Here is a 15503-nt window from a genome sequence, read left to right as displayed (position 1 = left end):
TCCTTCCCCTGTGTACCGGCACACAGCTTTTATGATCCCCGGCCTGCCACTATTTTGCTGAGTAATCATACAGATTGCCTGTGTCGTCCTGAATCAGTTCCTGTGCGGTGATTCTGGCGGAGAGCAGCACGATCGGGACACCGGCGCCGGGATGTGTGCTGCTTCCTGTAAAGTACAGATTTTCACAAGTGCTGGCCTTGCTTTGCGGACGATAGTGGTTGCTTTGCTTCAAAATGGGCTGCAAGCCAAACGTGGCACCATTATAGGCATTGAACTTCGACTCAAAGTCCTGTGGTGTTGTATACGTTTCGGTGACAATCTCATTTTCTATATTTTCAAAGCCGCGGATTTTCTTCAATTCACTCAAGATATAGCCCCGGTAATATGAAATGGTTTCCTCGTTCCATTCATAGTCTGCTGTAGATTTATCTGAGACTGGCATGAGGATATATAATCCATCCTTGCCCTCAGGTGCAAGGGAGGGATCCATTTTTGAAGCGATGTATACATAAAAGGAGGCATTCTCCAGTTTCTTTCCGGAAAAAATGTCCTCCAGATTCTTATTAAGATTTTCGTTGAAAATAAAATTATGTACATGGTCGATTTCTTCATATTTGCGGTCCATGCCGAGATATAACAGAAAACATGAGCAGGAGTATTTCATGCTGTCGATTTTTTTATCGGTATATTTCCCTTTGGCTGCCTTGTCTTTCACCAGGTGCTTCATCGCATGCGGGAAATCGGCATTGCAGACAACATAATCTGAGGAAACCTTTTGGCCATCCACGATGATTCCATCTGCCTCTCCATTTTGAATGGATATTTCCTGCACATCGCTGCCATAGTGAATGGTTCCCCCCAGTTCCCCGAAGAGCCTCTCCATGGCCAGGGCCATCGTATACATACCGCCTTTAATAAACCATACTCCATACAAAAATTGAATCATGGGGATCATGGTATAAAAAGAAGGGCTTTTAAGAGGGGAAATGCCTATGTACAATGTCTGAAAACTGATCAGCTGTTTCAGCCGTTCATTCTTAATGTATTTTCCTATGAACGTTTCGGCAGTGTCATATGGTTTCAGTTTCAAGGCTTTCTTCAGCATCGGGAGGTTATAAAAATCGGACCTTTTGCGGAATGGCCTTTGAAGAATATGATGCTTCGCGATGACAAAGCGCTTGTAAATTTCCTGCAGATACTGAAAAAAGCCTGCCGTGTCATCTTCGCTGATTGATTCAATCATCTTTGTCAATTTGGTAAGGTCTGATGAGATATCAAAAGGCTGGTCGGGAATATCACTGAAATAAGCCCGGTAAATCGGGTCCAGCTTTTCCATAGGAATATAATCATCAGGATCGCGGCCGCACAATTCGAATATTTCCTGATATAATTCCGGCATCATGACGATGCTTGGCCCCAGATCAAATTTATAGCCATCCAATTCAATCCGGTTCATCTTGCCGCCGGGTGTCTCTCCTTTTTCGTATATCTCCACCTGGTATCCTGCATGCTGCAGCCTTATAGCAGTGGCAAGCCCGGCTACACCCGCGCCAATGACAATCACTTTCTTACTCATCTAAATCCCTCATTTCCAAACAATATTCCGCTTCATCTTTTAGAAGCAATGCTAGTCATGCGCCCCCGATTGTAGCGTTGAACCACGATAATGGGAAGATTGAAACCAAGGGCATACAGTATCATTGCCCAGCCTGCCCCTGCCGGATTCCACAAGAAGAACAGCGGGGCAGGCACGATGGAAAGCCAGTGCGTCAATTCAGCGCGCTTTGTTTCCGCGGCAAAGATAGTCAAGTCCCTCGGCCCGATGCCATGCAGCTCCTTCTTACTGTATCCTTTTTTGAGAAAAATCGTGCCATCTATCAGATAGCCTTTCCATTTTTTCACCCGGAATAAACCCTGCCACAGCTCACCTGACTTTTCCCAGGAGAAAATCCGGAACCAGAAAGTGTCTTTTAGAAACCAGGATAAAGGCAGCTTCAGGCAAATGGCCGAGATGGATAGATGAAAGAAAGTCCATGCAAGTACATCAATGACCATGATCCAATGAAACGGGAGTGAAGCAATCATGATAAAACTCCTTATGATGATGAGGCTTCTATTAAAGCAGCCATTTTCTTAACTTTTTCAAAGCTTTCATATTGGTATCAGAATATGGCGGGAATTTACCTTGAAAATGGATGTAATGATGTGTTTTGTATTCTGTTTTTTCATAACTGAAAGCCAGAAAACCCGCTTTGCCGTGATAAGCTCCGTATCCGCTTGTCCCTACTCCGCCAAATGCGATATGCGGACTTGCGGCATGGTGGATCACTTGATTGACGCTGATGGTTGATGACCGCATATGTTCCTTGAACAGCTGGATGTTGTCCTTGTTCTTGCTGAAAATATATCCTGTAAGTGCATCACGCTGAATCCTGCCGCTGGATAATAATGTTCTCATGTCTGTATAAGGAATGACAGGAAGGACAGGGCCAAATATTTCTTCCTGCAGGATCGGACTTCCCGGTTCTATATCCGTCAGCACGGTCGGGGCAATGAACCGGTCGGAGCGATCATAGGACCCTCCATGCCGGACATCACCCTGTCCGATAAATTCAATCACCTTCTGAAAATGATCATCGGTACAGATCCGTCCATAATCACTGCTTTCCCTGGGCTGCTCGCCATAGAAAGCAGAAACCGCTGCAGAAATTTCATTCAGCGTTTTTTCATAAATGGACTCATGGACAAAAAGAGTGTCAGGTGCGATACAGGTTTGTCCCGCATTCAGGAACTTACCCCAGACGATTTCCCTGACGGCCTCTTTTGAAAACCCTGTTTCATCAATGATGCACGGATTTTTCCCGCCGAGTTCGAGTATCACCGGAGTGAGCTGCCTGGCTGCCTGCTCTGCCACAGCCTTCCCTGTCTGGCCGCTGCCTGTAAAGAAAATCAGGTCAAATGGGGCTGCAGTCAACTGGCTCGCGGTCTGTGCATCTCCTGTCACAACAAGCAGCTGTTCGGGAGGAAATGCATCATTGATGATCTTTTTCAGCAGTTCAGCTGTTGCCGGTGCATGTTCAGATGGCTTGATCACGCAGCGGTTCCCCGCGGCTATTGCGCCGATGGCAGGCATCAGGGAAAGCTGGAGCGGATAATTCCACGAACCGATAATGAGTACACTCCCATAGGGATGCCGCTTCCTTTTAATCGATTCTATATATCCCATTTTAAGATAGCGGGACCGGGATTGCCGGTTCCATTTTGCTATATGCTTGCATATATGATCGATCTCATTCAATAAAACGGCAATTTCAGAGGAAAAGGATTCGAATGCCGGTTTCCCCAAATCTGCATGAAGGGCTCTGGTAAATGCCTCTTCATGGTCCACAATCATGGTTTTCAGCTTTGAAAGCTGTTTTTTGCGCGCTTCAAGAGAGGGGCTCCCCGCCGAAAACAGATCCTCCCTCTGCCTCTCCGGCAAGGATTTCAGAGAATAGCTGTCATTGTCAGGCATGGGAAGAATCCCGCTGAACAATTTTCTTGCCTACAAGCTGCCCGCTTAAAGTGACCATAGGCATACCCCCGCCCGGGTTCACGGTTCCGCCGACAAAATATAGATTACTATAGCGTTCACTTTGTTTCGGGTGCTTGAATCCTTTATTTTTCTTGCGGTCTGAGACTGTTCCATAGATGGCACCACGGTCAGAGCCATACATCCGTCTGATATCCTCCGGTGTCCATACATCCTTTGTGACAATATTTTCCCGCAGCCCTTGCAGTCCCATTCTTTCCAGTTTGATAAGGACCTTCTCAGCGAATTGTTCATAGTCCTGCTGCGTAAAAGGCTTCTGATCCCGGATATAGGGAATATGGGGCAGCACTTTAATATTTTCATGTCCGTCAGGTGCCTGCGAAGGATCTGTTTTATTGACGTTGACTAAATAAATGACAGGGTCTTCCGGCAGTTCATGCTTATGAAAGATCGATTGCATTTGCTGCTTCATGTTTTCTGCAAAAAAGAAATTATGATGGCGCAGCTGCGGATAGCTCTTTTTTACGCCCAAATGCATTACAAGGCCGGAACTGGCGGGCTCGAATTTCTTTTTTAATTTTTTCACATAAGAGCTGTCTTCCTCCAGCAATCGTTCATATACCGGTATGACTTCCATATTGGAAACAAAATAATCTGCTGTCAGCACGGTTCCGTCTTCCATAACGGCTCCTGTAATTTCGCCGTTCTTTTTTTCAAGCTTGACGATCTTCCTGCCGAGGTGGAACTTCACACCCACTTCTTCAGCCAGCTTCACCAGGCCGCCTGCCAGATTGTGCAGTCCGCCGGGTACATACCAGACCCCCTGGTCATGCTGCATATAGATCATCATATTCAAAACCGCCGGTGCATCATAAGGGGACGAACCTACGTACTTGATAAAATAGGAAAGCATATCGCGGAATTGTTCATTGCTGATCCGCTTATCAATGGCTCCATGAACAGTAGAAAATAAATCAAAGTTCCTCAAAGCAGTGAACAGACCCGTATGCTTCATGATTTCTCTCGTTGTATCAACGCCATGCTGAAAGTAGGTTTTATCTGTCAGATCATAAATCCGTTTTGAATAATCGAGCAGATTTTGATATTCCTGCATGTCCTTTTCACTCAGGGACGCGTTCTTCTCTTGCATTTCCTTCAGATCTTCATACAAATCTATGACATTTCCATCAGGAAAAAAGGAGCGCCATTGATGGTCCAGCTTTTCAATCGGGACATAGTCCTTCATGGATTTCCCGCTGGCAGCAAACAATTTTTCAAAAATCTGCGGCATCGTCAGGATGGATGGGCCAAGATCAAATCCAAAGCCATCCTGATCGAGCCGGTTCAGCTTTCCTCCGATATGGTCATTTTTCTCATATAAGGAGACATCGTATCCGGCCTGGGCAAGTGAAATGGCAGCTGACAGCCCTCCGAGCCCGCCTCCGATGACTAGTACGGTTTTATTTTTCAACTGTTAATGCATCTCCTTCCCGCAAATCAAAGACTCTTTTCACAGCAGCATTGATTTGGGCCATTTTCTCTTTTGTGACATAGTTCCGTTTGGTCAGACATTGATATCCATTGTTCCGTACAGCGTCAAGTATGCCCCTGTAAACGTGAGCAGACAAATAGACCGGTATCCGGCTGTCCTCATCCAGCAGCTCTATATTGAGCAAGAAATTGTTATATAATGATTCAGCACGTGCAGCAAGCTTCTCCCATAAGCTGATGAAATTTTCATTGATGATGCCTTTATGTAAATCTTCCTGTGAATATTGAAAATGGCTTAATTCTTCTCCGGGCAGATAGATGCGGTTTTTCTCATGGTAATCTTCGCCAATATCACGCAGAATATTGGTAATCTGCATGGCTACGCCAAGGTTTACCACGATTGAATGCAGATCCGCCGAAGGTTTTGAAGCGATGACAGGCAAAAGCATTAAACCAACAGACCCGGCTACATAGTAGCTGTATTTTTCCAGTTCATTCATTGTGTTCGGGGCGGTAAAGGATAAATCCATGGACTGCCCGTCCAGCTGGTCATAAAATGGGCTGATATCCATTTCGTATGTATTGAACACTTGTCTGAGCGCGCGCCATAACGGCTTATCCAATTCAGCATGATCATTAAACAGATCAAGTTCCTTTTTTAGCTGCCTCAGCAGCTGAACCTTTTTCTTAAATGAATGTTTCCCATCTGCACACTCATCTGCGGTCCGGCAAAAAGCATAGATGGCATAAACAGCATTTGCTTTTTCACGCGGGAGCTGTGAAAAAGCATAGTAAAAGCTTTTGGAATGTTTTTTTATGATTCTTTCACAATAATCAAAGTCCGCTTGCCTTTGCTCTGTGTCCATATTCATCTCCTTTGGATCTATTAACAGATCATTGAAATATGACAGTCCATCAATTGTCTTTTTATCTGCTGCCGCGGAGGTCTGCAGCCTTAAAAATATTTTATACCCTTGTTTCCACCTGCAAAAACTTGGATGTGCTGAAAAGACACATTATACAAGTGGTGCCTCAATTTCCATACGATTCAGCCGCAGCTTTGATTGCAGATGCAACCATCCTCCAGGCCTCTTCGGCACTTTCTTTTGGGCCATTATGGGTGAAAGCATGCTTACAGTCCCTGAACAGCTCCTCTTGAACATTCACCCCGGCTGCTTTTAATTTCTCAGCATAATATTCGGCTTCCGGCCTGAATGCATCGTATTCCGCTATCAGGATAAGAGCTGAAGCTAAGCCCTCACTCACTTCTGCTCGGACAGGGGAAGCGTGGGGATGCTCCGCCTGTTCTTTGCCAGGTACATAGCACATATTTAAAAAATGGGCCGCTTGCGGATATCTGGCGCGCCACTTGTCCGGTTCCGGCTTATCAGCATGCGGGGTGGCAAAATCCAGCATCGGGCAGGACAGCACCTGGAGCAGCGGCTGACTGTCCCCTTTCTCCTCCAAATAGAGACAGAGGGCTGCTGCTATATTTGCCCCTGAGCTTTGTCCGCCAACCATGATTTTCTCCTCATCGATATTTAACTCACCGGCGTTTCTCTTTAACCATTGAATCACTTCATAGCCCTGTTCAATCGGTTTTGGAAAAGGGTATTCCGGTGCTTTTGCATAATCCACATTTATAACAACACATTTTGCCTGATTGGCCAGGTAGCGGCAATAAGGATCATCCATCTCTTTTTCATTCATGATGAATGCTCCCCCATGGAAATTGATATAGACAGGAAAGCTTTCCTGCTCTGATTCCAGCGGATAATATAAGGAAATGCCGGCAGGCTGAACAGAAGTTTCAACTATCACATCTTTTTTCATTTTTACAGGCTGCCTGGTAATCAAAGGGTTCTTTTTTGCTTGATTAGGAAGGAGGCGCAGCATTTTTGCAACCATAAGAGTGAACATAATAGTAACCTCACTTTTTAACATTTTAGCTGGAATGAAACGCATTTATACCTGATTGCTACAGCGATGGATTGTTTTTCATTCCGCGTGTTTCTCTGGATCTCTTTTTTCATTTTTCTTCATTCCCGTTTTCGCTTCCGGGTAATAGTCATGCTGCGAAACCTTTTCAAGGATGTGTTACTTTTCTATAAAACTATTTCACAAAAAGAAGCGTGACCCTGCTTTGGAGTTACGCCTGTTATTGGTATGATAGACGGGACACTTTTTCATCTAATAAATGATTGCATGAAATAATTTTGAATGAGCAGGAAAATTCCCCATGCTGCGATTCCCATTATAATTGCCAAAGGCAGCTGGATTGCATGTTTGAAGGCGGTGTAAAAGACAAGCAGCATAACGATCGTGGCGGGGAGTCCGGACAGAACACCCAGGGTGAAACGGGTGACATTCTGTGCAGATTCCCCCTGTACAGACAGCCAGATGATGCTCAGCAGACTGACCAGCGGCAAGGCGGCAATCATGCCTCCATATACCGGGAATCTCCTTGCCAATTCCGTTATGATGCCAATGATTGCTGCAGAGCTAAATATTTTGATGAGCATATACATTTATTTGGATGCCTCACTCAGCAGCTTAAAGGCGTTGAAAATCTGCTGCCTTTCTTCCGCAGACAATTTTTCGAGTGCCGCCTTCAGTTTTCCCCCGTCCAGTTCTGTATTCTTTTTGAGAACCGTTATTCCTGATTCTGTGAGGTGCAAATACACCTTTCGCTGATCCTTTTCATCCCTCTCTTTATAAAGCCATCCGCCCGCTGTCAGCTTTTTCACATGCTCTGAAGCTGTATTATGCGAAATAGACAGCAGCGAAGCTATATCGCGGATCATGACGGATTGTCTTTTATCTACCATTTGCAGGATGCGTACGCTTTGGTGGGAAATGGGCTCTTGCAGTTCAGGGTGTAGATGGAAATAAATATCGGTAAAGTATTCATTGATTTGATCAATCATCTTATTCCTCCTAATTTAAATCGTTTTTTACGATTATATCGTATACAACGATATAATAACACAGAAAAATACCTGACTGCCATGCAATCAGGTTTCCTAAACTATCTTACAGCTGTCCGGGCCGGTTCAAAAAACTCTTCATAAAGCGCTTTGACAGCCCTACTTTCATCATTTTCTTTTACACCGAACATCATGCTCACTTCTGATGAACCCTGGTTGATCATCTCTATATTTACCTTCGCTGCTGCCAGCGCCTTTGAAGCCCTGGCCATTGTGCCTACATTATGCCTCATCCCTTCGCCGACAACCATAATGAGGGCAAGATCATGCTCAATGACCACTTCGTCTGCCTCCAGCTCTTCCTTGATCCTTGCCGCTATTTGTTCCTCAGCAGCATGATCAAATTGGTGCTGCCTGAGAATAATGGAAAGGTCATCGATCCCCGAAGGAGTGTGTTCATAGGACAATCCGAAATCCTCAAGAATCTGCAGGATCCTGCGGCCGAACCCGATTTCCCGGTTCATCAGATATTTGCTCACATAGATGCTGCAGAATCCTTTATCACTGGCAATTCCGATGACCGGCCCATTTGTATTGTCCCTCTCACCGACAATCCTGGTGCCTGGCGCCTCCGGATTATTCGTATTTTTCACATTCACGGTAATGCCGGCCTTGTAGGCAGGTATCAGCGCTTCATCGTGGAATACAGAAAATCCTGCGTATGACAGCTCCCGCATCTCCCTGTATGTGAGTTCCCTGATTTCCTTCGGCGAACTTACCGTGTGGGGATTCACTGAATAGACAGCATCCACATCGGTGAAATTTTCATAAAGCTCCGCTTCAATGCCATTTGCCAATATGGATCCGGTAATATCCGAACCGCTCCTTGAAAAAGTAAGCACATCCCCCTGCTTGCTGTAGCCGAAAAAGCCGGGAAAAATAATGATGCCTTTGCGTTCCCGCAATGACTTTAAATTGATGTAGGCTTCAGGAAGCGCCCTTGCATTGCCGGGTTCATCCGTCACATAAAGCCCAGCCTCCCCCGGATTTACATATGATGCTTCAATTCCCCTGGAAGAGAAATATTCCGCTATCAATCTCGCATTCAAATCCTCGCCGCATGCCTTTACTTTTTCAAGGAAATATTCCGGCCGCTCTTTGCCGGAGGCCATTGTATCGAGGAGCCTGCCCCTGACTTCTTCTGCCTTATTATCAAGGCCCAGCTCCGCTGCTATCCGGCTGTACCGTTCAACGATTTTTTCCAGCTTCGGAGGCATCCCCTCTTTCTCGAGGGCATATATCCCGCAGTCAATCAGCATATCTGTCACTTTCTCGTCCTCCGGGAATCGCTTGCCCGGAGCTGATACAACAATGATCTTACGGCTCTCATCGGCTGCTGCAATCTCAAAGACCTTTTCGACTGCACGGCCGGAAGCAAGAGAAGAACCGCCAAACTTTACAACCTTCATTTTCACATCTCCCATAGCTGCAGTTTCCCTGCTAAAATTTAACTCTTATTATCACGCTTTAAAGCAGAAAAATCAATAGTTTTTCCTTCCGGAAAGCACAAATGTTTTTTACCGGTGTACAAAAGACTGGTTAGTGTAGGGGTTTGAAGTGAATGCAGTTATGTATTGCGCGAATTACGATGGCGGGATACAGGACTTCCTTTTTTTCACACCACTCATGTACTTCAGAACGATCCCGGCATACATGACTTCCTCTTCTCGACACCACTCATGTACTCCAAAACGATCGCGGCATACATGACTTCCTCTTCTCGACACCACTCATGTACTCCAAAACGATCGCGGCATACATGACTTCCTCTTTTTCACACTACTCATGTACTTCAGAACGATCCCGGGATACATGACTTCCTCTTCTCGACACCACTCATGTACTCCAAAACGATCGCGGCATACATGACTTCCTCTTTTTCACACTACTCATGTACTTCAGAACACTCCCGGCATACATGACTTCCTCTTTTTCACACTACTCATGTACTTCAGAACACTCCCGGCATACATGACTTCCTCTTCTCGACACCACTCATGTACTCCAAAACGATCCCGGCATACATGACTTCCTCTTTTTCACACCACTCATGTACTCAAAAACTCTCACGAGATACATGACTTCCTCTTTTCCGAAGCACTCATGTACTCCAAAACAATTCCGGCATACATGACTTCCTCTTTTTCACACCACTCATGTACTTCAGGACGATCCCGGGATACATGACTTCCTCTTTTTCACACCCCTCATGTACTTCAGAACGATCGCGGCATACATGACTTCCTCTTCTCGACACCACTCATGTACCCCAAAACGATCCCGGGATACATGACTTCCTCTTTTTCACACCACTCATGTACTTCAGAACGATCCCGGCATACATGACTTCCTCTTCTCGATACCACTCATGTACTCCAAAACGATCGCGGCATACATGACTTCCTCTTTTTCACACTACTCATGTACTTCAGAACACTCCCGGCATACATGACTTCCTCTTTTTCACACCACTCGTGTACTCCAAAACGATCCCGGCATACATGACTTCCTCTTCTCGACACCACTCATGTACTCCAAAACGATCCCGGCATACATGACTCCCTTTTTTTCACACCACTCATGTACTTCAGGACGATCCCGGCATACATGACTTCCTCTTCTCGACACCACTCATGTACTCCAAAACGATCGCGGCATACATGACTTCCTCTTTTTCACACCACTCATGTACTTCAGGACGATCCCGGCATACATGACTTCCTCTTCTCGACAGCACTCATGTACTCCAGAACACTCCCGGCATACATGACTTCCTCTTTTTCACACCACTCATGTACTTCAGGACGATCCCGGGATACATGACTTCCTCTTCTCGACACCACTCATGTACCCCAAAACACTCCCCACATACATGACTTCCTCTTTTTCACACCACTCATGTACTCCAAAACGATCCCGGCATACATGACCCCCTCTTCTCCACACCACTCATGTACTCCAGAACGCTCCCGAGATACACGACTCCCTCTTTTCCGAAGCACTCATGTACCCCAAAACACTCCCCACATACATGACTTCCTCTTTTTCACACCACTCATGTACTCCAAACCCCGATCCCGCCATACATAACTTGCCCTTCCCTCCGCCAGTCATGTACTTATTGGCGCCCGAGCAGGCCTGCCCAACAAAAAAAGCCCCGGCAAAAAGCCAGAGCCTGATTCCCACTTATTCTCTCTTCGCTATTTAATCCAGCCTTTCGCCTTTGCCTGATTGACGGCTTCAATCCGGTTGGCGGCACCTAGCTTGCCGATGATTTCGGACATGTAGTTTCGGACTGTGCCATGTGACAAGTACAGCTGTGAGGCGATCTGGGCCATTGTGTGCCCTGCTGCAGCGGATTCAAGTATCTCGGTTTCCCTTGGTGTGAGCGGGCTTTTTTCCTCCCACATGGCAAGGGAAAGCTCCGGTGAAATCATTCTGTTCCCGGCATGCACCCGGCGGACTGCTTCCGCCAGGTCCCTGCTTGGGGTATCCTTCAGCAGATAGCCGCCCACACCTGCCGCAATCGCCCGCTGAAAATAGCCTGGCCTTGCAAAAGTGGTCAGAATGATCACTTTGCAGGAGGATCCGGCTTCCTTCAACGCCTCTGCCACCTCCAGCCCGGTCATTAAAGGCATTTCAATATCGACGATCAATACATCAGGCTGGTGCTTTTTGACGAGCTCCAGGGTTTGCCTGCCATTTTCCCCCTGCGCAGCCACTTCAATATCTTCCTCCAGCTCAAGCAGAGAGGCGAGTGCGCCAAGCAGAAGGCGCTGATCCTCACCCAGTACAATCCTGATCATTTGCCATCTCCCCCTTTAAAATCCTTCCCTGATGACCAGTGGAATGCTCATCCTAATAGCCGTTCCTTTTCCTGGAGCTGAACTGATTTGGAGGCTCCCTTCTACAAGCTGGAGCCTTTCCTTAATCCCTGCAAGGCCATTTCCCGAATGTTTGGCGATCACTGATAAATCAAACCCGATGCCATTGTCCCTTACAGAAAGATGAATTTTATCATCTGTTTCGGCAGCTGACAGAACGCATCTGGCTGCTCTGCTGTATTTGACCATATTGGTGATAGACTCTCGCAAGCACATAGCCAGGATCCTTTCCTGGAGCGGAGTCAGGCCGGCTGGCACAGGCGGTTTTTCATAAATGAATTCTATGCCGGCAGCCGCACAAAGCGTCTGGGCATGTTCGATTTCCTCTTCAAGCCTGACAAGATTCATATCTGAAACAAGATCACGCATCTCCTTTAAGGCCGTCCGCGCCGTGAGCTGGATGTCCATTGCTTCCTTTTCTGTCCGTACCGGGTCCTTGGAGGCCAGCCGGGCTGTGAGCTCGCTTTTCAGTGCGATCAATGAAAGGGTGTGGCCGAGTGTATCATGAAGCTCCCTCGCAATCCGCTGCCTTTCCTCCTGCTGTGCCAGGCGCTCGATCTGCATATTGGCCACCTGCAGCTGCTCTGACATATCCTTGTATTTTGCAGAAGCTTTAACAACGAAAGGAAGGATCGTCCCCCCGAACAATGGCGGACTGATGCCGGAGAGCATGAGGGGCTCAAGATAAAGGCCCGACTGGACCAGGACAGCTGCACTGGCTGCACCAAAGCAAGCACACAGGATATAGATCGTTTTCAGAGGCAGCCTGACCAGATGATTGAGCACCAGAAAGATGAGATACAGATACAGAGGATTATAGAAAAAGCTGAATAACAGTGTCATGCCGACCATCAATGCAATGATGGGAGTTTCATATTTTCTGGACCAGTACAGATGCCTGTAAAAAAAGAGGTAGGCCAGCAGCAGGAAAAAGCCCGCTTCCCTCTTAAGCGGGGCTTCTCCGAGCATGAAATATACAGGCAGTGCAAAGTTGGCCAGATAGATATACGGAGGCCAGCTTTCCGAGGCAGGAAATAACTTTTTCCAGTAAGGATTCACTTATACCGCATCCCGTTTCTTTAGAATATAGCTTGATAGTATCATAAATAAAACCGTGCAGGCGCCAAGATAGAAAATATTTTCCAATGAGATGAGATTGCCTGAAAGCACTTCCCATGCCCCATTTGCATAATGGTAGGATGGCAGCCATTTGCCGATGCTCTGCAGCCACACTGGCAGTGCCTCCAATGGCATCCACAGCCCGCCGGCGATCGCCAGTCCCATCAAGAGGACATTGGAAATCGCAATGGCGGCATCTGCATTCTTCATTGTCCCGACAAGGGCGCCCAGCGCCAGGAACGGAAGGCTTCCGAACAGCAGCCAGATCGTGCAGGCTGCCCACTGCAGGGGAGTCAGGTGGAGATCATAAACAATAGCGGCCAGCGGGAACAGCAGCAGGATGATCAGCAGATGGATAAGCATCTGCGAGGCAACCTTGGCGCTGATCCAGGTGAAGTGAGACAAAGGTGTAAGCTGAAGCTGGCGGATCCACCCTTCCTTCCTTTCAAAAGCAAGGCGGATGCCAAACTGGGAAGTCGCCGTCCCTATCAGTGAAAAAGCGGTCATGGACATAAGTGAGTATGCCCCCCATGAAGTGCCCGCTATTTCCTTATCCGCGCCATTCAAGCTGGCGAACAGAAAGTAAAACACAAATGGCATCAAAAGGGAAAACAGCAGGAAAAACGGGCTTCTGATGATCCGGAGGCTCTCTGCCTTCCATTGGGAAATAAACATGTTCATATTTTACGCACCTTCCTTATTTTCTGAATGCTGATCCTGTATGTCTGTCAGCTGCCTGAAAGCGGCTTCGAGACTGCCTGAGGATACCTGGACATCCCTGATTTCCCAGCCTGATGTAATGATGTTCCGCAATAGCTCATCCGTTTCCCTCGCATATAGAGAATAAGCATTTCCGCTTTTCTCCGCCCTCTCGACGCCCGGCAGTCCATTCAGGAGATTCAGGTCCAGCTCCTGGGAGGAACGGAACGAAACTGTTCTTGATGATACCCTTGCCTTAAGTGCCTGCGGAGTCCCGGAAGCGACGAGCCTTCCTTCTGCCATCACACAGATCTGGTCAGAAACAGCATCCGCCTCCTCCAGGTAGTGGGTGGTCAGAAGAATGGTCTTCCCATCATTCGCAAGCGCGCTGATCACTTCCCAAAAGCGGAATCTTGATTCCACATCCATCCCGACAGTCGGTTCATCCAGAATAATAAGGCTCGGATTTCCGGCAAGTGCCTGTGCGAATGCAAGCCTTCTCCGCTGGCCCCCTGAAAGCGCAGTGGCCTTCCTTTTTTCTTCCTTATGCAGTCCTGAAAGATCCAGCAGCCTTTCATACGATAAGGGATTTTTATAATAGCTGCGGAAAAGCTGGAGGATTTCGCCTGTACGCAAGCCGTCTGCAGGCTTTGTTTCCTGGAGCAGGGCCCCCGTCATTTCCCTGAGCTCCTTGCTCTTCGGCTCCCGCCCGAATATTTCAATCCTGCCAGAGGAAGGCTTGAGCATATTCAGCATCAGCCCCACCGCGGTAGTCTTGCCGGCTCCATTCGGACCCAGGAGTGCTGTAACCTCCCCCGCATTGACCTTCAGATTTAATCCATCAAGCGCCCTGAAGGACCCAAAAGCTTTCACCACATTTTCAAAAACAACTGCCTGTTGCATACTCATCAGCTCCGTCTCCATTAATTAACTTCATTGTAAAACCTTCCAGCCATACTCATTAGTACCTGATGTCATCAAATTCATATGACAAATGTCATTTTCCGTACCTGGTACGCAAAAAAGACACTATTGCCCATTTTGTCCACGGGTGGTGCCTGGCACCTTAAAAAGACACTTTCCCCCTATTTGTCCACGAACGGTGCCTGGCACGCTGGAGCCATTGCAATTTTTTCTATTAATTTCAAAAATTTTCTATATAATAGATGTTGGAAGTAGAGTGCTGCAGGCTTTTGCGGTGCTAAAAAATTATTTGACTGGCTGGAGGCGATTCGAGAATGGCTTATGAAGATGATGTTTTGTTAGATAAAGGCACTAATAAAGCGCCGAAGAAGAAGGAAGAACGGAAAGAAGGGGAACCGACTGCCGCTTTTAAAGGAGCTTCCTGGGCTGCTTTAATGGTCGGGGCTGGGGCTTATCTGATCGGGCTGTTCAATGCGGACACGATGCAGCTGAACGAGAAAGGATATTATTTTGCTGTCCTGATTTTCGGCCTCTACTCTGCGGTCTCTTTGCAAAAGGCGGTACGAGACAAAGAAGAAGGAATACCGGTTACCGGCATCTATTATGGACTGAGCTGGTTCGCACTTATTGTGGCCGTACTATTGATGGCTATCGGCTTGTACAATGCAGGAAGCATCATCCTGAGCGAAAAAGGATTTTATGCGATGTCATTCGTGCTCAGCGTCTTTGCCGCTGTTACAGTCCAGAAGAACATCCGGGATACCCAGCAGGCTAAAGACAGAGATTGAAGCAGCAAAGAACATTGCTTCAGAACAGATCATGACAGTAACCCTGCTGAAAAAATACAAAAAGACTGGCCAGAATTAA

Annotated in this window: 14 protein-coding genes; 1 reads left to right on the top strand and 13 read right to left on the bottom strand. The window is 47.0% G+C overall.

Annotated features, from left to right (window positions below; translation table 11 throughout):
- Window positions 1-49: 49 nt before the first annotated feature.
- The 13 genes from N288_RS02755 to N288_RS02690 form a co-directional block, all read right to left on the bottom strand.
- Window positions 50-1576, bottom strand: a complete 1527-nt coding sequence (locus N288_RS02755) for a phytoene desaturase family protein (protein ID WP_009792318.1) — start codon at window positions 1574-1576, stop codon at window positions 50-52.
- Between the two features lie 32 nt (window positions 1577-1608).
- Window positions 1609-2085, bottom strand: coding sequence for a glycosyl-4,4'-diaponeurosporenoate acyltransferase CrtO family protein (locus N288_RS02750; RefSeq protein ID WP_009792319.1), 477 nt, complete (start codon window positions 2083-2085; stop codon window positions 1609-1611).
- Window positions 2086-2116: 31 nt separating this feature from the next.
- Window positions 2117-3514 carry an aldehyde dehydrogenase family protein gene (locus tag N288_RS02745; RefSeq protein ID WP_009792320.1) on the bottom strand — a complete coding sequence of 466 codons (1398 nt, stop codon included), beginning with the start codon at window positions 3512-3514 and terminating at the stop codon, window positions 2117-2119.
- Complete coding sequence (locus tag N288_RS02740) at window positions 3507-5003, bottom strand: phytoene desaturase family protein (protein ID WP_009792321.1); 1497 nt, start codon at window positions 5001-5003, stop codon at window positions 3507-3509. The genes N288_RS02745 and N288_RS02740 overlap by 8 nt, the downstream gene beginning before the upstream one ends.
- Complete coding sequence (locus tag N288_RS02735; protein WP_022543321.1) at window positions 4993-5889, bottom strand: phytoene/squalene synthase family protein; 897 nt, start codon at window positions 5887-5889, stop codon at window positions 4993-4995. Before N288_RS02735 ends, N288_RS02740 begins: the two co-directional genes overlap by 11 nt.
- Window positions 5890-6055: 166 nt before the next feature.
- Window positions 6056-6943, bottom strand: coding sequence for an alpha/beta hydrolase (locus N288_RS02730; RefSeq protein WP_022543320.1), 888 nt, complete (start codon window positions 6941-6943; stop codon window positions 6056-6058).
- Between the two features lie 266 nt (window positions 6944-7209).
- A complete protein-coding gene (locus tag N288_RS02725) occupies window positions 7210-7551 on the bottom strand; it encodes a DUF3147 family protein (RefSeq protein WP_009792324.1) in 342 nt (113 codons plus the stop codon).
- The gene (locus N288_RS02720) at window positions 7552-7950 is read right to left on the bottom strand and encodes a MarR family winged helix-turn-helix transcriptional regulator (protein WP_009792325.1); all 399 of its coding nucleotides are present in this window, start codon (window positions 7948-7950) and stop codon (window positions 7552-7554) included.
- A gap of 101 nt (window positions 7951-8051) precedes the next feature.
- Window positions 8052-9419 (bottom strand): aspartate kinase, encoded by a 1368-nt coding sequence (locus N288_RS02715; RefSeq protein ID WP_035401868.1) that lies wholly within the window; start codon window positions 9417-9419, stop codon window positions 8052-8054.
- 1791 nt (window positions 9420-11210) lie between these two features.
- Complete coding sequence (locus N288_RS02705) at window positions 11211-11816, bottom strand: response regulator transcription factor (RefSeq protein WP_009792328.1); 606 nt, start codon at window positions 11814-11816, stop codon at window positions 11211-11213.
- A 15-nt stretch (window positions 11817-11831) separates the two neighbouring features.
- Window positions 11832-12953, bottom strand: coding sequence for a sensor histidine kinase (locus N288_RS02700; protein ID WP_009792329.1), 1122 nt, complete (start codon window positions 12951-12953; stop codon window positions 11832-11834).
- Window positions 12954-13694 carry an ABC transporter permease gene (locus tag N288_RS02695; protein ID WP_009792330.1) on the bottom strand — a complete coding sequence of 247 codons (741 nt, stop codon included), beginning with the start codon at window positions 13692-13694 and terminating at the stop codon, window positions 12954-12956.
- 3 nt (window positions 13695-13697) lie between these two features.
- A complete protein-coding gene (locus N288_RS02690; protein ID WP_022543319.1) occupies window positions 13698-14621 on the bottom strand; it encodes an ABC transporter ATP-binding protein in 924 nt (307 codons plus the stop codon).
- A gap of 329 nt (window positions 14622-14950) precedes the next feature.
- Between N288_RS02690 and yiaA the strand changes: the two genes are divergently transcribed.
- Window positions 14951-15424: an inner membrane protein YiaA gene (gene yiaA, locus N288_RS02685; RefSeq protein WP_009792332.1), complete on the top strand. Its 474-nt coding sequence runs from the start codon at window positions 14951-14953 to the stop codon at window positions 15422-15424.
- The last annotated feature ends 79 nt before the right edge of the window (window positions 15425-15503 follow it).

It is taken from the genome of Bacillus infantis NRRL B-14911 (assembly GCF_000473245.1).
Taxonomy (GTDB): domain Bacteria; phylum Bacillota; class Bacilli; order Bacillales; family Cytobacillaceae; genus Bacillus_AB; species Bacillus_AB infantis.
Note: the sequence above shows the minus strand (reverse complement) of the source record. Positions and strands in the feature narration are given on the sequence as shown.

What these genes read in the sequence shown, in the direction of transcription:
- N288_RS02715 (WP_035401868.1), bottom strand. Translation starts at nt 9,419, where the DNA reads ATGAAGGTTGTAAAGTTTGGCGGTTCTTCTCTTGCTTCCGGCCGTGCA.
- N288_RS02720 (WP_009792325.1), bottom strand. Translation starts at nt 7,950, where the DNA reads ATGATTGATCAAATCAATGAATACTTTACCGATATTTATTTCCATCTA.
- N288_RS02750 (WP_009792319.1), bottom strand. Translation starts at nt 2,085, where the DNA reads ATGATTGCTTCACTCCCGTTTCATTGGATCATGGTCATTGATGTACTT.
- N288_RS02705 (WP_009792328.1), bottom strand. Translation starts at nt 11,816, where the DNA reads ATGATCAGGATTGTACTGGGTGAGGATCAGCGCCTTCTGCTTGGCGCA.
- N288_RS02695 (WP_009792330.1), bottom strand. Translation starts at nt 13,694, where the DNA reads ATGAACATGTTTATTTCCCAATGGAAGGCAGAGAGCCTCCGGATCATC.
- N288_RS02745 (WP_009792320.1), bottom strand. Translation starts at nt 3,514, where the DNA reads ATGCCTGACAATGACAGCTATTCTCTGAAATCCTTGCCGGAGAGGCAG.
- yiaA (WP_009792332.1), top strand. Translation starts at nt 14,951, where the DNA reads ATGGCTTATGAAGATGATGTTTTGTTAGATAAAGGCACTAATAAAGCG.
- N288_RS02730 (WP_022543320.1), bottom strand. Translation starts at nt 6,943, where the DNA reads ATGTTCACTCTTATGGTTGCAAAAATGCTGCGCCTCCTTCCTAATCAA.
- N288_RS02690 (WP_022543319.1), bottom strand. Translation starts at nt 14,621, where the DNA reads ATGAGTATGCAACAGGCAGTTGTTTTTGAAAATGTGGTGAAAGCTTTT.
- N288_RS02735 (WP_022543321.1), bottom strand. Translation starts at nt 5,889, where the DNA reads ATGGACACAGAGCAAAGGCAAGCGGACTTTGATTATTGTGAAAGAATC.
- N288_RS02755 (WP_009792318.1), bottom strand. Translation starts at nt 1,576, where the DNA reads ATGAGTAAGAAAGTGATTGTCATTGGCGCGGGTGTAGCCGGGCTTGCC.
- N288_RS02725 (WP_009792324.1), bottom strand. Translation starts at nt 7,551, where the DNA reads ATGTATATGCTCATCAAAATATTTAGCTCTGCAGCAATCATTGGCATC.